The organism is Nocardia puris, from assembly GCF_036051655.1.
Classification (GTDB): Bacteria; Actinomycetota; Actinomycetes; order Mycobacteriales; family Mycobacteriaceae; genus Nocardia; species Nocardia puris.
The window spans coordinates 4,932,168-4,950,027 of record NZ_CP107943.1 but is presented as its reverse complement, the minus strand read 5'-3'; the positions used below and the strand labels follow the sequence as shown (position 1 = coordinate 4,950,027).

At 67.8% G+C, this 17,860-nt stretch carries 16 protein-coding genes, 1 tRNA gene and 1 pseudogene; 16 read left to right on the top strand and 2 right to left on the bottom strand.

Annotation, left to right across the window (positions count from 1 at the left end; all coding sequences use genetic code 11):
* Nucleotides 1-93: 93 nt before the first annotated feature.
* Nucleotides 94-184 (top strand) — tRNA-Val (locus OHB21_RS22900).
* 1,035 nt (nucleotides 185-1,219) lie between these two features.
* Here the strand turns inward: OHB21_RS22900 and OHB21_RS22895 are convergent.
* Complete coding sequence (locus tag OHB21_RS22895) at nucleotides 1,220-1,690, bottom strand: hypothetical protein (RefSeq protein WP_147265853.1); 471 nt, start codon at nucleotides 1,688-1,690, stop codon at nucleotides 1,220-1,222.
* Between the two features lie 242 nt (nucleotides 1,691-1,932).
* Between OHB21_RS22895 and OHB21_RS22890 the strand changes: the two genes are divergently transcribed.
* The 10 genes and pseudogenes from OHB21_RS22890 (at nucleotide 1,933) to OHB21_RS22845 (ending at nucleotide 9,433) form a co-directional block, all read left to right on the top strand.
* Nucleotides 1,933-2,319 (top strand): hypothetical protein, encoded by a 387-nt coding sequence (locus OHB21_RS22890; RefSeq protein ID WP_067513942.1) that lies wholly within the window; start codon nucleotides 1,933-1,935, stop codon nucleotides 2,317-2,319.
* Nucleotides 2,320-2,768: 449 nt separating this feature from the next.
* On the top strand, nucleotides 2,769-3,683 hold the full coding sequence (locus OHB21_RS22885) for a hypothetical protein (protein WP_195126760.1): 915 nt from the start codon (nucleotides 2,769-2,771) through the stop codon (nucleotides 3,681-3,683).
* Nucleotides 3,684-3,786: 103 nt separating this feature from the next.
* Nucleotides 3,787-3,996 (top strand): hypothetical protein, encoded by a 210-nt coding sequence (locus OHB21_RS22880; protein WP_195126761.1) that lies wholly within the window; start codon nucleotides 3,787-3,789, stop codon nucleotides 3,994-3,996.
* The gene (locus tag OHB21_RS22875; RefSeq protein WP_195126762.1) at nucleotides 3,986-4,591 is read left to right on the top strand and encodes a hypothetical protein; all 606 of its coding nucleotides are present in this window, start codon (nucleotides 3,986-3,988) and stop codon (nucleotides 4,589-4,591) included. Before OHB21_RS22880 ends, OHB21_RS22875 begins: the two co-directional genes overlap by 11 nt.
* Nucleotides 4,588-4,965 (top strand): hypothetical protein, encoded by a 378-nt coding sequence (locus OHB21_RS22870; RefSeq protein WP_195126763.1) that lies wholly within the window; start codon nucleotides 4,588-4,590, stop codon nucleotides 4,963-4,965. The genes OHB21_RS22875 and OHB21_RS22870 overlap by 4 nt, the downstream gene beginning before the upstream one ends.
* A gap of 391 nt (nucleotides 4,966-5,356) precedes the next feature.
* A pseudogene (locus tag OHB21_RS22865) lies at nucleotides 5,357-6,513 on the top strand (DUF4192 domain-containing protein).
* An 806-nt stretch (nucleotides 6,514-7,319) separates the two neighbouring features.
* Nucleotides 7,320-7,808: a hypothetical protein gene (locus OHB21_RS22860; protein ID WP_195126765.1), complete on the top strand. Its 489-nt coding sequence runs from the start codon at nucleotides 7,320-7,322 to the stop codon at nucleotides 7,806-7,808.
* Nucleotides 7,805-8,071 (top strand): hypothetical protein, encoded by a 267-nt coding sequence (locus tag OHB21_RS22855; protein ID WP_195126766.1) that lies wholly within the window; start codon nucleotides 7,805-7,807, stop codon nucleotides 8,069-8,071. The genes OHB21_RS22860 and OHB21_RS22855 overlap by 4 nt, the downstream gene beginning before the upstream one ends.
* 160 nt (nucleotides 8,072-8,231) lie before the next feature.
* Complete coding sequence (locus OHB21_RS22850; RefSeq protein WP_195142216.1) at nucleotides 8,232-8,624, top strand: hypothetical protein; 393 nt, start codon at nucleotides 8,232-8,234, stop codon at nucleotides 8,622-8,624.
* Nucleotides 8,615-9,433, top strand: a complete 819-nt coding sequence (locus tag OHB21_RS22845; RefSeq protein WP_195126767.1) for a class I SAM-dependent methyltransferase — start codon at nucleotides 8,615-8,617, stop codon at nucleotides 9,431-9,433. Before OHB21_RS22850 ends, OHB21_RS22845 begins: the two co-directional genes overlap by 10 nt.
* Nucleotides 9,434-10,155: 722 nt before the next feature.
* On the opposite strand, the gene OHB21_RS22840 is transcribed toward OHB21_RS22845, so the two are convergent.
* Complete coding sequence (locus OHB21_RS22840) at nucleotides 10,156-10,704, bottom strand: hypothetical protein (RefSeq protein ID WP_328435971.1); 549 nt, start codon at nucleotides 10,702-10,704, stop codon at nucleotides 10,156-10,158.
* Nucleotides 10,705-10,900: 196 nt separating this feature from the next.
* On the opposite strand from OHB21_RS22840, the gene OHB21_RS22835 reads away from it, so the two are divergent.
* The 5 genes from OHB21_RS22835 to OHB21_RS22815 all read left to right on the top strand — a co-directional run bounded on the left by OHB21_RS22835 (nucleotide 10,901) and on the right by OHB21_RS22815 (nucleotide 17,379).
* Complete coding sequence (locus OHB21_RS22835; protein WP_228801701.1) at nucleotides 10,901-12,412, top strand: tyrosine-type recombinase/integrase; 1,512 nt, start codon at nucleotides 10,901-10,903, stop codon at nucleotides 12,410-12,412.
* On the top strand, nucleotides 12,412-14,178 hold the full coding sequence (locus OHB21_RS22830) for a hypothetical protein (RefSeq protein WP_195126769.1): 1,767 nt from the start codon (nucleotides 12,412-12,414) through the stop codon (nucleotides 14,176-14,178). The genes OHB21_RS22835 and OHB21_RS22830 overlap by 1 nt, the downstream gene beginning before the upstream one ends.
* Nucleotides 14,175-16,403 carry a site-specific integrase gene (locus OHB21_RS22825; protein WP_104897513.1) on the top strand — a complete coding sequence of 743 codons (2,229 nt, stop codon included), beginning with the start codon at nucleotides 14,175-14,177 and terminating at the stop codon, nucleotides 16,401-16,403. The genes OHB21_RS22830 and OHB21_RS22825 overlap by 4 nt, the downstream gene beginning before the upstream one ends.
* 2 nt (nucleotides 16,404-16,405) lie before the next feature.
* Entirely contained in the window at nucleotides 16,406-16,891 is a 486-nt protein-coding gene (locus OHB21_RS22820; RefSeq protein ID WP_195126770.1) for a hypothetical protein, read from the top strand.
* A gap of 353 nt (nucleotides 16,892-17,244) precedes the next feature.
* Entirely contained in the window at nucleotides 17,245-17,379 is a 135-nt protein-coding gene (locus OHB21_RS22815; RefSeq protein WP_267465411.1) for a hypothetical protein, read from the top strand.
* Nucleotides 17,380-17,860 lie beyond the last annotated feature (481 nt).

Below are 17,860 nucleotides of genomic sequence, written 5' to 3'. Positions count from 1 at the left end.
GCGCGCCGGGACGGCCCTGACCTGGCGGTTTGAGGACGATTGCCTGGTCACGGTACATTCATGGCCGATTGTCGTCGGCCCACCGGCGGCCCGGACGTATAGCTCAGCGGTAGAGCACTGGTTTTACACACCAGCGGGTCCGAGGCCGACCTTCGAACGCAATTCGCCGGGAAGGCCCTGGTCAGAGGATATTTCTGCTGGGGGAATGCGCCGCGCGCCTCGGTCCATGCGCGTCCGGTGTGCCAAGAGTGTGCCACACCGGATTCGCCGACGGGTGAGCAACCGCGGTGATGCCCTCGGTCGGCCCGCTCGAAGGATGCGCCGAGGTCATCCAAACTCCGGTTGCCGAACATTTGCTCGGTCGCGTCGCGCGCGGCTCGGCTACTCGGCCTGGGCCGCAGAGGCGAGGCATGAGGTCAGCGTGACGGATCGGCTGGTGTATCGAACCGCGGTGCGCGCCCGGGGTAGTTCGGGGCATGCCGGCTGGCGAGCCGCACACCCCTCCGGGCCAATTCGTCGTGGTCTCGGGCATCTAGACCAGCCGCGCGGCACCGGCGGCGTCGCCTCGATCGGCCGCATCGACCAGCCGCCCCCGCGTGATCGAGATGAGAATTTGGTCGCAGACCGGAGCACGCACTCGCCTGGCGTCGCTCGATTCGCCTTTCCGCGCCGAGTTCGTTGTCGTGCGAGCGGGGAACTCGTAGGTTGAAGCGGCCGACACGCCTCGCTTTAGGACTTCCGATGTCCCTGGCTGGCCGTGCGCGCCACACGGGAGCGGCATCGTGAACCACGCGAATAGCTGGGCTGCATCGGAATGGTCCCGGTCAGCGGCCTCCCGTTACCGAACTCGTCGGCGAGCTGCCATTCATCTGTTGAGACGAACGCGTGACCCAGTTATTGCTCCGTCGAGCGGGCGGAGCCGTACTGCGAATGAGGTGAATCGAGCACGCACAATCCTCACAGATCGAGCCACAGCCCATGTCGGCGCCTACCCAGCCAACCAGACCAACGACGCGTCATTCTGCGGCAAGGTGCCCGCGCCGATCCCTGTCAGCGGGCCGGTACCCAGCATCAAGTGTTCGAGCGCCTGTCAAATGCAACGCACTCCTCGAGGCACCTGTCACAATCGCGACGATCGAATTGTGTCGGCGGTCCACGCTCACTGCCGATGGTTCGATCACCGCGGGCGCCTGAACTGCTGACACGTCGTTCACTGTCGTCATGACGATCGCCCACGATTGTTGGGGGCCATCGCGGGGCCGGGTTCGGTCGGCGTCGTTGACGGCTTGGTCCGTGCTTTCAGCTCTCTGTCGACGCGTGCCAGAAGCTGTCTCATGGCTTTCAGCGGCGTCTCCAGCAACTCGACCACCGCGTCATCGTCTGGCTCCAGTTCCCGAATAGTCCGAACTGCCGCTGCTTGTGTCTCGAGAAGATGGAAGATCTCCCCGGCTGCCGTCGCTCGCTGCTCTTCGATCTGGCGCTCTAATCGGGCTATCGCGGCATCACGGCGATGCTCGATCGCGCTGATGGCGTCCCCAGCGGCGAAGTACTTCTTTGCTTCGACTGTGATGGACTTCTCACGGTCGCGTGACCGTCTGATCCGGGAACGCGACACTTCGCGCAGTCGGTTGGCTCTGTCGATGGCTTCGTGGCTAGCTTCGCCGCGTCGATCATGGCGGGGCTTGGACATGTCTCAACCTGATCCGCAGCGCTGACCCCTCGTCCTTCTCCGTATCCTACGGCCGAACGTGGGCGCCCCGCACTGCGCCGCAGATGTGGGACGTCGCACTCGGTGCCCGCCGACAGCCCATCGAGCACGACGAAAGCTGCCGTTATCAGCAACGCCACCGCACTCGCCCGCACGAATGCGGTGCCGAGCGTTCCCAGACCCCGATCACCGATCCTCTGCCCGGAAATACCCAGGAGCCGACAATGTGGACCAACAGCACAGTTCAGTTCGCGCGCCTCATCGCCGAACTCGACGCAGCCGGTGCATTCACCCCGAGTGTCATGGAATCGCTGACCGCCTCCATGAACCTCAAGCTCAAGGATGTGATCGAGCTGAAATCACGGGCTAACCAGTTGTGGGACGAGACGCTGTCGCACTCCAACCCGGCCGCCTGGATCGAAGAAATGGTGGGCTCCGGAGCACTGGAATCGGTTCCGCCGTGGCAACTGATCACGAAGTCACAAGCTGAGGCCTGGGCAGGCAAACCGCTGACGGCCGAGCAGATGGACCGGTTGGACGCCGCGATTCCGCACTCAGGTATTCCGGACGCGATCAGCGCGATCGTGCACAGCTTCAACGCCACTGAGTGAACCAGCCAGCCACATGCCCGTCCGGGAGAACAGCCAGAGTCCAAGCCCTGCTCTGCCCGGTGTCCACAACGCCAGTTGACCAGCGCGGCCAAATCATGCCTGCCGGGAACTGGACCGCGTTCCTGCCCTGGACGATGGACGCTCTACACCCGTATCCGTTCGTACGGATAGGAATACGATCAGCCTCGCTTACGTCTACCGTGCCCGTACGCCGGTTGATCTGGCACCTCGTGAGCTACCCGGCTCCGGCGATGCGCGGCAGTTGGGCGCCTTGTGAGGGTGCATGACCCTGTACGCGGCGCGGGTCCGGGCGCGGCGAAGTCTTTGCTCAGGCCGAAGTGCATGATCACCCGCACGGACAAGAACCCACGCCGATCACGTCGTCGCGATAGCCGCGATCGTTCTAGTCTGCCGGTTGATGGCGGTCGTCTAAACATGGAGGTGGTCACGTGACTGATTCGTCGTTCATGATCTCCGGGCTCACTCCTATGACTGTGCGCGTGCTGGACGAGCATCGGTGCGCGCTTCCCTGCCTCGTCGACCTCGGCGAGGAGACGGCCACGTTCGCCGGGTCGCCCGACAGCGTGGCCGAAGCGCTGAGGCAGCTACGCGAGCGAGTTCGGGAAGTCGAGCGGCAGCAGGGTCGCAGCGTCAGCTATCACCGGTTCCGGCAACTGATCCTCAAGGTCGAGTCGCTGGGCGATCCGCTTCAGCCGGCCCCGCCACCTAGGCCCCTATACAAGGTGCCCGAGTGGTTGGTGCCCGGCGCTGTTGTCGAGGTCCAGTACGTGGATGAGCGAGGCCATCTGGCGAAGCTGGAGCGCACCACTGTCGTGGTGATCGGGCGTCGGAACATCCGGCTGGCGACTGACGGCCGACGCGTTCGGTTCACGCGCAGGATGTATCGAGCGGACGAGGATTGCTTCGTCGACGGCCGTCATTCGACGGCCAGAATCTTGCGGGCCGCTGCCGCGTCGAGCGATGCGAATCCGCTGCCCGAGTTCGTCGGCGAGCCAGATGGGCGAGGTCCCTCGCTAGACGCCGAGCTGGGCGACATCGAGACGCGAGTCCTGCTCGACGACCTGCCTGACGATCTCCGGGCGTCCTTCGCGCGGCTGATGGAGCAGCGCATCGCGGCGAAAGCGGAATGGGTCCACCTGGGCAGCGGCTCGCTCTCGGTCTTGACGATCCGTCGGTTCCGGGCATCGGTCATTTTTCGGCGCAGAGGTGATGCGGAGATTCCCGCCGGGTGGACGTGGCAGGTCGAACGCGATGGCGCAATTGTCGATCTCGGACACGGCGTATCGACTGAAGACGTGGCGCGTCGTAGGGCCGAAGAATCGATGCTCGACCAGCTGATGTAGGTACCTGATACACCGCGCGGCCCACGGAGAAGCCTCCACGCGCCGGCAGGCGCCAGTGCCGCCGCCCGTGAGCGTTCCTTCACCGCAGGACAGGGAATTGGCTATGGCCTTGTCCGCGTACACCTTTGGCCCCTCGGCCTTTCTGGTCAAGTCCGACCACTCCGCCGACACCGACACCGGCCCCGACCACCCCGGCACCCCCGCGTCCTGCGTCGGCGTGCACACCGGCCTATCCGCCTGGCACGACCTCGCGGGCACCGACGGCCGCCACAACCACGCCCGAAACTCCGCAGGAGCGCCCAATGACCACTGACATCAACGCTCTGACCAGCACCGACGCCACGTCCCCCGCCGCGCGGGAGATGGTCGCGGTGCGCGACCTGCGGCCCGGCGACCAGATCCGTCACGCCGCCGGACTCGCCGGCCAGGTCACCATCGCCCGCATCACCCCCGAACTGAACGCAGACCTCACCCCGTGGTGGGCCGTGCGCACCACGGGCGGGCGAGTCCTGCCCGTCGACTCCCTCGACACCCTCATTCCGCGCACCCAGCGCCACGACCGAACCACCACGGCCGAACAGCAGGAGGACACCGGGCCGTTCGTGCCCCCGCCGCGGATGCGCGGCCTGCTCGATCTCGCCGACCAGCACCGCCGCAACTACCGGCTCGACCATTTCCCCGGCGAAGGCTACAGCGAGCCACACATCACCCTGCACATCTACTGGCGGCCCGACGGCGCCTATGAGCCCACCATCATCACCACCACCTGGCACCCCCACCCATCCGGGGTCCACCGCATGCGCCACGCCCAGATCCGCGGCCACCTCTGCCACCACCAGCCCATCAGCTACCGGCGCGCCACCGACCACATCACCGGCCGCACCTGCCTACTTCAGGACCGCCCATGAACACCCGCACCGGAACCGACCCGAATATCGACCGCCTCGCCCAGCACGCCCTCGCGCTCGGGCTCGACTCGATCGACCTCGACGAAACCGTCTACGAGACCGTGCACACCCACGCCGCGGAGGTCGTCAACAACACCAGCGCCGCGGACTTCTGGGACATCTACGACCGAACCCACGACGCCGCAGCCCAGCACGCCGCCGACACGAACAACAACGGTCTGACCGCGCAACTACGACTGCTCACCGAACACCTCGGTGCCGACGCGGTCACCGGCATCCTCACCGAACTTGCCCACCCGAACGCCGAGCCCGAAAGCCCACAGACCACACCAGCAAGCCCCGTCCCCCCAGCACAAGGGAGCCGAACCCGATGAACAGGCTCAGCGCCGAATTCACCATGGAATGTGCATTCCGAACCAGGCACGACCGGAGGATGGACACCGCCGTAGCCTATGACCAGCCGCCCGGCATCGACCCCGCTTCCCCGGTTTCAGTAGGAGAAGTCCATGCCGATGCACACAGCGACCTGGGAAATCAACCCTATCCTGGCAATCGACGTGCTCACCTCCATGTCCGTGATCTCGCTCGTGCTGACCCACTCACTGCGGCGTGGCAGCACCCTCCTCGCATTGAACTTCGGCTCCGCACAACAATTTCCAAACCGTCTGTCGGTTCGCCCTCTTGCTCCGGGTCCGGCGGTCCACCGAACTCGCCCCGCGCCCGCTGTGGTCACCTGTCCAACCCGACTCGGCGGGCGGGGTTCTGATGTCCGTTCCGATATCTCGACCACGGAGGCACAATCTCATGTTCAGCAACCCCGAAGGGACACAGCACCGTCGTCTGCATGTCAGTCAGGCAGGCGAGTTCATCGCGGCAGTCCCGGGCTACGTAGGATTCGTGCCCGAGCGGTCCCTGGTGATCGCGATCTACGACAGACCACGCGCCGGGCGAGCGAGCGCATCGATCGAGGTGGTCGTGCAGTTCGATCTCGACCTCGGCCGCCCGAGCGTGCCCGCGCAGCTCGCGGCGGCCATCACGCGATTGTGCCCGGCCGATGGGACCGACGTGGATGCCCTTCTCGTCGACGACCGCCTCGATGAATCGCATTACCGTGGCGAGCCGGGCGGCGGTACCGATGCGTGGTGTGCGTTCATCGACGCGGTGATGGACGCGCCGCGCCGCGCCGCGCGGGGGTGCGGCTGGCCAACGCGTGGGCGGTGCGGGCGATCGCGGCCGGTGAGCGCTGGTGGAGTTTGGTCGACGGCAGCCACGGCGAGCTGCCCGATCCGGGCGCCTCGATCGTGGCGGCCACCCGCGTGGCCAACGGCGGAACGATCCACCGCACCCGCGACGAACTGGCTGCGATCTTTGCCCGAGACGCGGACTCAGCGGCCCAGGTCGCCGCCGTCCTGCCGGATGAGGTGTCCGCGGACCAAGATTGGCGGGCAGCCGCACTCGAACGCGGAGATCTCGATACCTACCACCGTGATGCGCTCCAACGCGTGCTGCGTGTGATCACGACTCTCGACGCCAATACGCGACCCGCCGCGCGGGACATAGCCGCTGTCGCCGCCGTGCTGCGGGACCGACGCGTCCGCGACATGATGTTCGCGTTCGCTGTTACCGATCATGCCGGCCCCGCACAACATTTGTGGAGTGCGATGACGCGGGCGTTGTCCGGTAGCGACCGCGCCGAAACGGCAGCGCTTTTCGCCTACAACGCATACCTGCAAGGTGGGGGGCCGCTGGCGGGCATGGCCGTGGACGCCGCGCTCGACAGTGACGACCAGCACGCGATCGCGGACCTGCTCCACCGCGCGTTCAGCCACGGAATCCGCCCCGCCCTGTTGCGGCGGCTGGCCGACAACGCGATCAACATGGCCGCCCACCTGGATGTCGACCTGGGACCGATCCGGGCGTGACCCCGGCCTCGGGCAGACCACGACCAGCACTCTCGAACGAGACCAGCCATGCCCGGCCGAGCACGCTGCGATGACCGGAAACCTCAACGCCCCAACCGAACTCAGGTGCACGCACGTTTACGATTGAGTCACCATTCCCGAGTGCCTGAGACACAGCACCGAACCGTGCGCTGCCTCCCTTGCTCACCGTCCTCGACCAGCCGGTATCCGGCCTGCTCGGTCCGCTCGCCATACCCTCGCCGACTGGGGAGATGACGAAATCCGTATGTGCGCAACTCATTCAGAAGCACCCAGGCGCGTTTCGACCCCTTGTTCGCCAACCAGTCCGCCCAATTTCGCGGCACTACAGTCACGTCCGGGCCGAGCAAGTCGTCCAGAGCGTCCTCGTCACCTGCGTCGACCGCACTCAGCGATCCCATCGGAACTTGCCATCGGCCACCCGCGCCGCCCGCGAACTGCTCGATCTGCCCACCGACCGCGGCCGCGACACGCAGCAGCCCCATCTTGACGGCGAGCCGACACACCGTGGCCCAGGTCGGCTCTTGCCCGGAGTTCCGCGAAACACCGCACGAACTCGGCGGCCACTGCGGCAGATGTCGCCAACCCGGCGGAGCCTATCCAGCGGCCCTCTCTGTCGGCCGGCTCGTTCGGCCTGCTGCCCTCGACGCTGCGGGCGGCTTGCACGTCGCCACGACGCCCGCGCTCAACCGCATGCGCGGGCGCAGACCCGAAACGCACCCGTCGCTGACCCCCGTACCCAGGTGATCCCACCAGTCTCCGAGCCCCGACTACCCGAGGAAACTCCCATGCCCGAGTACACGTTCGACGTCTACGCCGTCGTGACCCTCATCATCAATGCGCCGAGTGAGGCCGCTGCTCGAAAGATGCTCGAGAACGACCATTTCGGCCAGGAGCTGCAACCGTGCGGCGGGGATGTTCAACTGACCAGCGGCTCCGCGTTGCCACTGTCGACCCACCTGTCATCGCTGTCCTACCGCAAGGTGTGGACCGTCCCGAACGTCCTCGATGACAACGGCAGCATCACCGAGGGAAGCGTCCGCCCCAGCGACGGCCCTGTCGCCGAGTTGGAGAACAGGCGCCAGCTGTACTACTGCGCTACCGAGGACTGCCTCAACCTCCTCGATGACGCCGAGGGCTGGGAGGGATACTGCGGCAGCTGCGCCGACGCCCGATCCGCCGACGAGACCGCGTCGATCCGAGAGCACCGCCCGCGCCCCGACCGACCCCGGCCAACCGTGCTCCTGTTCGTTGTCACCGACAGCGTGGACCGATGACCGTCGACAAGCCGACCCAGGCGCCGCCGGGGACCGGCAGCCGCGAGTGCCCGTGGCGTTGCGGCCAAACCGCTGAGGGGCATCGCCACTACGCCGTACTCTGCCGCGACCTCGACGGCCGACTCCTGGGGCGGTTGACCCCCGACGGCTCGGCCACCACTCGCAATGTTCATGCCGCAATACTGTCCAAGGACACGGCAACCCGGATCGCCCGGAACATCACCGCCATGGGCGCATTCACAGCTCGAGCGATCCCATTCTGACGCGAGTTGCCAGCGGAAATGCCCGCACGCGCCCGCGTGGGTTCGTCGTCGCCGCGGTCCACCCCGTACGCCCGCGACAACCGCGCTCGTATCTGCCGCCTGCCGGGCCCCGCACGTTGTCTGCGACGTCCTCCACACCCGTCACCAGCATGAGCACGCCATGACCGATATGCCTTCTCCGGCAACCGAAACGGTCACGATCGAGACCACCACATACACCGTCGACATGCTCACCTTCGTCGCCACCCTCACCGGGCCTCGTGGCGCCACCTTCACCGCTGTGCGGCATGCCGCGCCGTTCTCTGCATACACCGCATCTTCGACCCTGGGGGCCGAAGTACTTGCCCGACAACACTTTCGCGGACTTCAGCTGACCGGAAGCCCGCGAGACACCCCAGCACGAACCGACGCCGTCGAACGGACGGGTTCCTCGCCGTTCGATGCGAACGGCGCCTACCCACCGGCGAGTCACGCACCACATGCACGAATGCGCGGCTCTGCGGTCCGCAGCTCCTTTCCCGCCAGACCGAAAGGCGATCGTCAATGGCCGTAAGAACTTCTGTCACCGTCACCGAATTCGCGCGGAATATTCTCGCCCAGTCACGAATCGCGGGAAACAATCTGATTATTCCGACTCGGCTGAGCGAGTCCGAGTACAAGAAGATCAACAGGATCATCGAAACCATGGGCGGCAAGTGGAGCCGCCGGGAACAGGCTCACGTATTCGCCGATGACCCGACCGAGGTTATCGCCGCAGCGGTCGCGACGGGAAGAACCCCGAACACCGTCAAGAAGGTACTGGAAGCGAACTTCGCCACACCCGATCAGCTGGCCATGCGAATCGTCGCGGGCGAGCACTCCGAAATCGCCGCGCTCGAGCCCGGCGAGCTAGTTCTCGAGCCCTCCGCGGGAGACGGCGCGCTCGTTCGGGCGATCCTGCACACCAATCCTACCGTGCGTGTCACCGCGGTCGAGCCCGAACCTGAGCGTGCCGCCACCCTCGGACACGATCCGCGCGTGACCGTCGAAGCGACCACCTTCGAACGTTTCGCCGCTACAGCGATTCAACAGTTTTCGTGCGTGGTGATGAATCCACCGTTCGCGCTGCCCAGGCGTCCGACGGTCTGGATGGACCACCTCTATGCAGCATGGAACCTGCTGGTGGACGGAGGCCAACTCCTGGCCGTAGTTCCCTCGGGTGTCACATACCGGGCAGACCGCGACTTTCGGAACGTTCGCGAGTTCATCGCCTCTTACGGCGGATACGAGGAACTCCCGTCCGATGCCTTCTCCGCCTCCGGCACGAAGATCCGCACCGTACTCGTACACCTTCGCCGCCCCGCCGATCTCCAGCGAACATGATTCGCTGACCACGCACTCGCCCATCACGCCGAATCTGAACGGGGTGTCGGGCCCTCTTGCGGCCGAGGGCGAACCGCTGCGTCTCGGTCGATGCACACTCTCGCGTACCCGCATCGACACCACCGGATGGGACGTGACCGAATGACCGCCTACGGTCACGCGCTCGGCAACCCTCGACGAAGGACTTCCCAATGACCACCGGAAGATTCCGCGACGTAACGCTGGACCGATATATCGACGGAATTCCATGCCACAAGATCGTAGCCCTCCGGGAGTACACGAACACATGGGGCACTCGGCTGTGGGAGGGGCTGACCGCGTGCGGAACATTCAAAAAGGGAGCGGGTTCGTGCCGACGCGACGGCGCCTCTAGTTATGTCCGCGCGGCCAGTTGGTGCCGGGAGTGCACCGCGGCGAACGGTGCACGGGTGTGGCATCGATGACTACGGCGACGCCCTCGATGCCATGCCGCTTACCGGGTCTGCGGACTCGAACCGACCAAAGCGCGTTCCCTGCGCTGGCCGTCACAGCTATCAACATGAGAACCGGGACAAGCCTTTCCGCTCGATGCAACCTCACCATTCCCGCTGTCGGTCACCGACCATCACGCCGTGTGACTTGCTCGTGTCACACCGGTCCGCAGCCCACCGCACCGGTTCGGCTGCATGAGCGAAAGGAGTGCCTGCATGTCCACAGATCAGGACGGATTATTCTGTCTACCTTCACTTTTCAATGAAGGCCCGACACCGGTTTGCTGGTCCTATGGCATGGGTGTGGAGAGTACGGCCGGCTTGCTGAGAATGATCGGGGAACCGGGTTTCAGGCCACCGGAGCTCGTCGATGATTTGTCGAACCTTGTGGTGATGATCGCGCAAACCGGCGACGAGTGGTCGAGTACGTGTGACTTGGTTGTCGCGCATGTTCTGCCGATCCTGCGGGATCACGGTATTCGGCTGGTAGAGGTCGCGAGAGCTGGGCCCAGCGCCGCCGATGGGATTGTCGTCCTCCAAGACACGCGCTTTCCGACGCGCTTGCATCCGGATGCCGCCGAGGGCGGCTATTTCGCGCTCAGCGAGGAGCACCGCCGCAATGGTGTGCTTCCCACACTGATAGGTCGATCGTGCTCGGCCAAGGCGAAGGGTGTCCCACTTGATGTTTGGCGCCGGGACGGTCTCGGATTCCGTCCGTATCTTCATGCGATCGGCTACAGTGCCGACGAGGAACGTCGCCTTCGCCGCGATGCCGTAATCACCTGGAACGGGCTGCGCCACCCGATCTACCCCATCCATGCCGCGGGCTGGTCTCGCGAACGATGCCAAGGCTATCTGTTCGGGCGATTCGGTGTCTGGTGGCCGAAGTCCTGCTGCCGGCAATGTCTTCTCTCCGCTTTGTTGCAGTGTCTCGATAGGACCTCCAGCGGACTCGATCGGGTGACATCCGTGTTGCACTCCGGCTTGTCTCGATTGTATGTACAACCTCGTGCATTTGATCTTCTTCTCCTCGGCCGGGTGGGAGTCGTGGGACGTGGCGTGTCGGCCGGTCATCCCGGACGGCATGCCGGTGTTGGTCGACGACGATCTGGTGTTCGAGGACGCGACCGGCCCGCGGCCGGCGGCGGTGGTGAACCGGTGGTTGCGACAGTTGCCGTCCAGCGGGTGCCGGGCGCCGGCGTCGAGGGAGTCGTACGCGCGAGTGCTGCGGCCGTGGCTGGAGTTCCTCACCGAACGCGGCGTGCGAATGTTCGACGAGCGGCGTCGGCTCAAAGAGGCGCTGAGCGCGTACGCGGTGCATCGAGCGTGCGGACCGCTGGAGGCGCGGTTCGAGGCGTCGACGTGGGATCGGCACGTCAGTGTGCTGGCGGTGTTCTACCGGTGGGCGGTGGCCGAGGACCATGCCGACGTTGAGCCGTTCACCTATGCGCAGGCCCGGACGATCTACGGTGATCAGGTTCGGCAGTTGCGGGTCAACCTGGCGATGCGGCGCCGGGCGAAGCCGCACGTGACGATCAAGTACCTGGAGCCGGACTTTGCCGACCTGTTCGTCAACGGGTTGGCCGGGTTGGCGCCGGACGGTACGGAGGACACCGGCTACCGCGGTCGGGAGTTGGCCCGCAACGCCGCGATGGGCGAGCTGGCGTTGGCGACGGGGTTGCGCCGCCAGGAGTTCACCTACCTGCTGGTGCCGGAGATTCCCGCCGTGCCGCCGCGGCCCACCACGCTGCCGATCCCATTCCCGGTGCCGGCCGGGGTGACCAAGGGCAGCAAGTACCGCACCACCTGGATCTCCTACGAGGCACTGGCCGGGGTGCATCGCTACATGGAGCTGGCGCGTCCGCTGGCGGTGGACGGCTCGGCCTGGCAGCCGCCGGCCAGGTCAGGTGGGCCGCTGGTGGTGACCGAGGTCGACCCGGTCGGCGGCCGGGTGAACGGCCGGCGGGTGCGGTGGGCGGCGCTGCGCCCGGCGGAGCGGCTGCGTCTGGTCGGCCCGGACGGGGGTTCGATGCTGGTGGCGGTGCGCTCGGACGGCGGGCCGTTCACCGCGTGGGCCACGGTGTTCGACCGCGCCTCGGCGCGGGTCCGTGCCCGGTTCGAGCCGCGGTTCCCGCGGGTGCATCCGCACCGGCTGCGGCACACGTTCGCGATCCGCACGTTGGAGCGGCTGGTCAGCGGCTACTACGCCAAGGTCGCCCAGCTCGCCCAGGACACCGACGCGGATGCGGCGCTGGTGCTGTATCTGTCCACGACCGACCCGCTGGACGTGCTGCGGGACCTGCTCGGTCACTCCAGCGTGCTGACCACCGAGACCTACATCCGGCGGCTGGACATGACCCGGATCTATCGCGACGCCTACGACCGCGCGGGCCGTGACCACGGCCCGGCGGAACCGGACGCGGCGGAGCAGGAGGCAGACGACGAGTTCGCCGACGACCCCGATGACCTCGGTGACCTCGCTGGTCTGGACGAGGGGATGGCGGTCTGATGCCCGCGACGTTGATCGAGCAACCGCTGGGCATCGAGTTCGTGTCCACTGCCCGCCGCACCCGCGCGACCGTCCACATCGGCCCGACCTGCAATCCGGAGTTGGCCCGGGAGTTGGTGATCGGCCTGATCGGCCTGGTCCATCCGCACGGGCTGATCGACGAGATCAAGACGTTCCCGCAGTACGTGACCGCGATCCGCCGGTTCACCGCGGAGCTGGCCGAACGGGGTCATGTTGGTGGGGCGGGCAGGTTGTCGCGGGCGCGGTTGGCCGAGTATTGGATGGGTGCCGGTTATGCGCGGGAGTACAAGACCCGCCGCCTGCTGGCAGCGCTGGACACTGAACTTGGTGTGCTGGCCCCGGATGTGCGGGAGTTGGTGGCCGGCCGGCACTTCAACCCGCTGCGCCGCCGGGACAAGCGCCCGTTGCAGCCCTACACCGAGACCGAATGGCGGCGGCTGCACGACGCGTGCCGGGCCATCATCAAGGGTTCGTTTGCCGAGCACCGGGCGGCGCTGGCCGCGGCCGGACGGGGCCGCGATCCCCGCGCGCATGGCTGGTCGTTGGACAACCTGTGCTGGCTGCTGGTGCAGGACGGCCCGGTCACCTGGACCGACTTCCGCGCCGAGCACGGCAGGTCGGCGGCGCAGGCGTGTACGACCTGGCTGCCGGCGGCGCGGACCGCGCTGTTCGTCGACACCAACCCCACGCTGGCCTACCTGCTGCTGCTCGGCTGCGTGGTCGGGATCGTGCCGGACGGCCTGGACGCGCTGGGGATCGAGGACCTGGACTGGGCCGGGGATGCCACCGTGCTGCTGGACTACCTGAAGGGCCGCGCCGGCAGCGAGAGCGTCACGCTCACCCGCCGGGCGGTGCGGCTGCTGGAGCAGTGGCTGACCCACTCCGCGCTGACCCGCGCCCGCGCCCCGGAACCGGAGCGGAACCGGTTGTGGACCCGCTACGTGCCCGGCCGCTACGGCCAGGTGATCACCGAGCCGGTCAACACCATGCAGGTGCTCGAATGGGCCCAGCGTGACCACCCCGCCCTGGCCGAGGCGGGGATCGCGCTGGTCGGCGACGACGGCGCCCCTTTGCGGATCGACCGCCGCCGCATCCGCACCACGTTCCTGTCGCTGCGGGACCGCACGTCGTGGTTCGGCAGCACCCGCGCCACCGTCGACCCGAACCACACCCCGGCCGTGGAGGGCGACCACTACCTGACCGCCAGTACGCCCGCCCAGCGGGATGCGATCGAGACGATCATCGAGAACAGTCAAGCGGATCTGCTGCGCAAGGCCCACCCGCCGGTCGTGCTCACCACCGAGGCCACCGCCGAACTCGTGCACCGGTTCCCGGAGGCGGTGTCCCGGTTCGGGGCCGATGACGCCACGCTGGCCGAGTTGGTCACCACCAGCGGTCGGGACGTGTTCGTCGCGGCGTGCGCCGATCAGCTGTCCGGGCTGCACGGGCCGAAGGGCAAGCCGTGCCCGGCGCGGCCGTGGGTGTGCCTGCTGTGTCCGCTGGCCCTGTTCACCCCGCGGCACGCGGTGAACCTGCTGCGCCTGCAGGCGTTCTTCGCCCGCCAATGGCAGCACCTGCCCGCAGCCCAGTTCATGACGCTGTTCGGCCCCTACGCGCAACGCATCGACGACATCCTCGCCGCCTTCCGCGCTCGCGACCCGGCCCTGCTGGCCCGCGCCGCCGCCGACGTCGGCGGTACCGACAACGAACTGCCCCTGCTCCCGGAGGAACGCACCACCCCATGACCACCAACACCACCGCCCCCGCCCCGGCCGCCCCGGACGTGATCGCCGCGGGGTCGCCGTTCGCCGGCCTGGACCTCTGCCAGGTGATCGGGCTGCGGGTGCCGCCCGGCAGCCGGGGCCCGGTGTTCGACCAGGACGTGTGGGACTTCAACCCGGTCACCAACCTGGCCGCCTACCTTCCCGAGTGCCACAAGCGGTGGAACCTGGCCGCGATCCGCAACCCGCGCTGGCGGGTGGTGGCCAAGGAGTACCTGGTCGCGCTCACGGTGCCCACGCATCCGGCGGTGCGGGAACTGCCCGGCGCGTTCCGGGTACCGCGCACCGTGAACGGCTGCACCAACAAGCAGTACGAGCTGATCCGCTGGTTCAACTGGCTCACCGACCAGGGCGTGCGGACGCTCGCCGAGGTGGATGATCACGTGTGCGAGTCCTACCTGGCCTACCGCCGCAGCGGCGGCGACCCGGACGGCGCGCTGGTGGTGCGGCGCAGCGCGGTCAACCTGGCCGCCCAGGTGATCACCGGCCTGGCCCAGTACCGGGACCTGTTCAGTACTGACCGCTACCGGCCAGGGTTCCGGCCGTTCGGCGGCCGGGCCGCGGTCGCTGTGGCCGGGCTGACAACACCCGCGGAGAACAGCACACCTCCGGTGCCCGGCGAGCTCCTCCAGCCGATGCTGGCCGCCGCGCTCTACCTGGTGGACATCATCGGCCCGCACGTGGCCACACTGACCGGCCACATCCAGGCCGAACGCGCCCGCATCGGCCGGCTGCCCGAGCCGCGCAACCCCGGCCTGGACCGGCTGCTGGCCGCGATCGAGGCGCGGGTCGCGCAGGGACGCCCGTTCACCCGGATGCCCGCGCGGGTCGCGCAGATCGTCAAGTACACCGACGCCGCGGACCCGTTGTGGGAGATCTCGCTGCGTGACGTCGCCGTCGACGCCGGGATCGGCCACTTCCGCACCGACTGGCTCCCGGCCCTGCGGCCGGCCCTGGAACGTGCCGTGGCCGCCGTCGGGGTGGAAGAACCCTACGCCCGCAACGCCGCCCTGGTGGCCCGCGCCGACAACACCGGTGAGATCCCGTGGACGCTGCCGCTGTCCGAACGGCACGCCCGCAGCCTGGTCGACGTGGTGCGCACCGCGTGCCTGCTGGTGATTGCCGCGGCCACTGGCATGCGCGCTAGCGAACTGTTCGAGCTCGTCGTCGGGTGCCGGTTGCCGGTCGAGGAGAAGGCGCCCGGTCTGGTCCGCTACCGGCTGGCCGGCAAGGTCCTCAAGCACCGCGGCCACGGCGGCGAACCCGACCAGTGGGTGGTCATCGGCGAGGTCCACCGCGCCGTCGCCCTCGCCGAACAGCTGCTCGACCCGGACACCGAGCCGGGCACGCCGCTGTTCGGCCGCACCGCGTTCAAGAGCACCTACGGCACCTTCCGCAAGTGGGTCAACGGCCCGGCCGGGCACCGGCTCGGCCTCGCCCCGATCCCCGAGGGCAAGGTGGAGCTGCGGATGCTGCGCCGCACCCTCGCGATCGAGCTGGCCTACCGGCCCGGCGGGCTGCTCGCGGCAAAGGTCGCGCTCAAACACATCAGCGTCGTGACCACCGAGGGCTACGCCGGGCGGCCCGGCGGCGCCCAGGCCAAGTTCCTCGCCGAGGTCGGCCAGGAGGAACAGCGGCGCAACCTCGACCTCCTGGTCGACGAGATCGCCAACTATCAGCAGGGCATCCGCCCGGCCGGACCGCACGCCGGCGAGCTGATCGCGTTCTTCGACACCATCGACGGCCAGCTCACCGACGCCCACCGCGCCGCCCCGAAGATCATCCTCAACGACCAGGAACTGCGGACCATGCTGACCAAACGCGCCCAGACCCTGCACCTCGGGGTGGCCAACTATTGCTGGTTCACCGACCCCGGCAAGGCCCTGTGCCTGCGGCTGGCCGGCACCCCCACCGCGGACCGGCCGCTGGTCGGGATGTGCGACTCGGCCCGCTGCCCGCAGGCCACCCACCACCCCTGCCACCGGCCCGTCTGGGAACACGCCGTGCAGACCACCACTGTGTTCCTCGGCACCCTCGGCCGCACCCAGACCACCGAGCGCACCCGCCTGCAGGCGCAACTCGACCGCGCCCGGCGCGTCCTGGCCGGCATCGACGCCGCCGGCACCCCGACCGGCACAACCACCGACACCGACACCACTCCGACGGGCACCGGCACCGAGGAGCACTAGAAGTGGCACGGCTCACCGAGCAGACCCGCGCGCAGAAGGAGGCAGCGATCCGCGCGGCGATGGACCGGCTGCTGCGCGGACAGTTCCCGCCCGGCGGCAAGTGCGACGTCACGACCCTCGCGGCCACCGGCGGTGTCACCCGCGCCGCGCTCTACACCACCTACCTGCACCTGAAGGAAGAATTCGAACGGCGCCGTGACCAACTGCGCGAGACCGGCGTCATCGTCGATCCGCGCGACGCCCAGATCGACCGCCTCACCGACCAGGTCAGCGCGCTGCGGCAACGCGTCCGCGACCGGGACGCAGAGGTCGCTTCGCTGCGAGGATTCCGTGTCGAAGCCCTGTCACGGCTGGCCGCGCAGCATGAGGAGATTCTGCGCCTTCGCGCGGCGGTGGCCGCCGCACACCACGTGCACGCTCTGCCGCTGCCCGGCAACCGGAACCCACACGGCTGGCCCCGAGGCCGCAACGGCAACGGTAGCGACTGACAACCCGGACAACGGTGCCCTGCACGAGGAAATCGTCTCTGGATGCCATGGTGTCGGCGGGGACCGCGATCAGGTGCACCTCGTACGCAACGCGTGCCAGTGCTACCTGCACGCGGTGGAAGCCGACATGCGGCTGCTCGCGACGGATCGGAGGCCGCCCACCAGCTGCATCGTCGCCGCACTCATCCGCGGTCTGCTCGACGACGGCCACGTGATTGTCGTGAACGCCCGGATCTTCATGCTGGAGGACGAACGTGTCGCCGCGCCCGCCCAGATTACGCAGTGGCGCAGCCGGGCTGGATCACGGGCAGCGAGCGTAGGCGGCGAGGGCCCGGCGGTGCGCGGTGGTCAGCGTGTCGAGCTGGTCGGCGGTGAGCGCCGCCCACGACGTGCTCCGCCGCATCCTGCGTCCCGACGACCTCGTGCTGATCAAAGCGTCCCGGGCCGCCCGCCTCGAACACCTCGTCGCCGCGCTCAGCCACCGCTGACCACCCCGAACTCGCCGCCCGGCCGCGCGAGCTGGGCCGCTCGGCGACGCCGTGCAGCGACACCATCCCAGCCCTTCCGGGAGGAGGAACCACGGCCATCACGACCCCGCACCCACGCCGCTCGACGTCACGACGACGCCGACAGCCGAAGCCGTGCGTCCCGCGCACCGAGCCCCGGCACCGCGATCAGGAGTTGGTCCGGCACACCCACCGGCACCACCCGCGAACTCCGGCGGCACCAGTCGGACAACACTCCTCGTCGTGGGGTTTGCGCAGGTCCTCACCCCTATCACGATCATCCAGCCGTGGTCAGCCCATCACCACCGGCCCCGACCAGCACATCCAGTCAATGTTGACAAGCGAACTCGATGTCGTCATTCTGGTGGCGCGGAGGGGAGTACCCACCTCGTCCAGGATCGTCAGTACGGCAGCCCTCCGTGGCTGCCCGGTCCGGCACCACCACGCACGGATCCTGAATGGA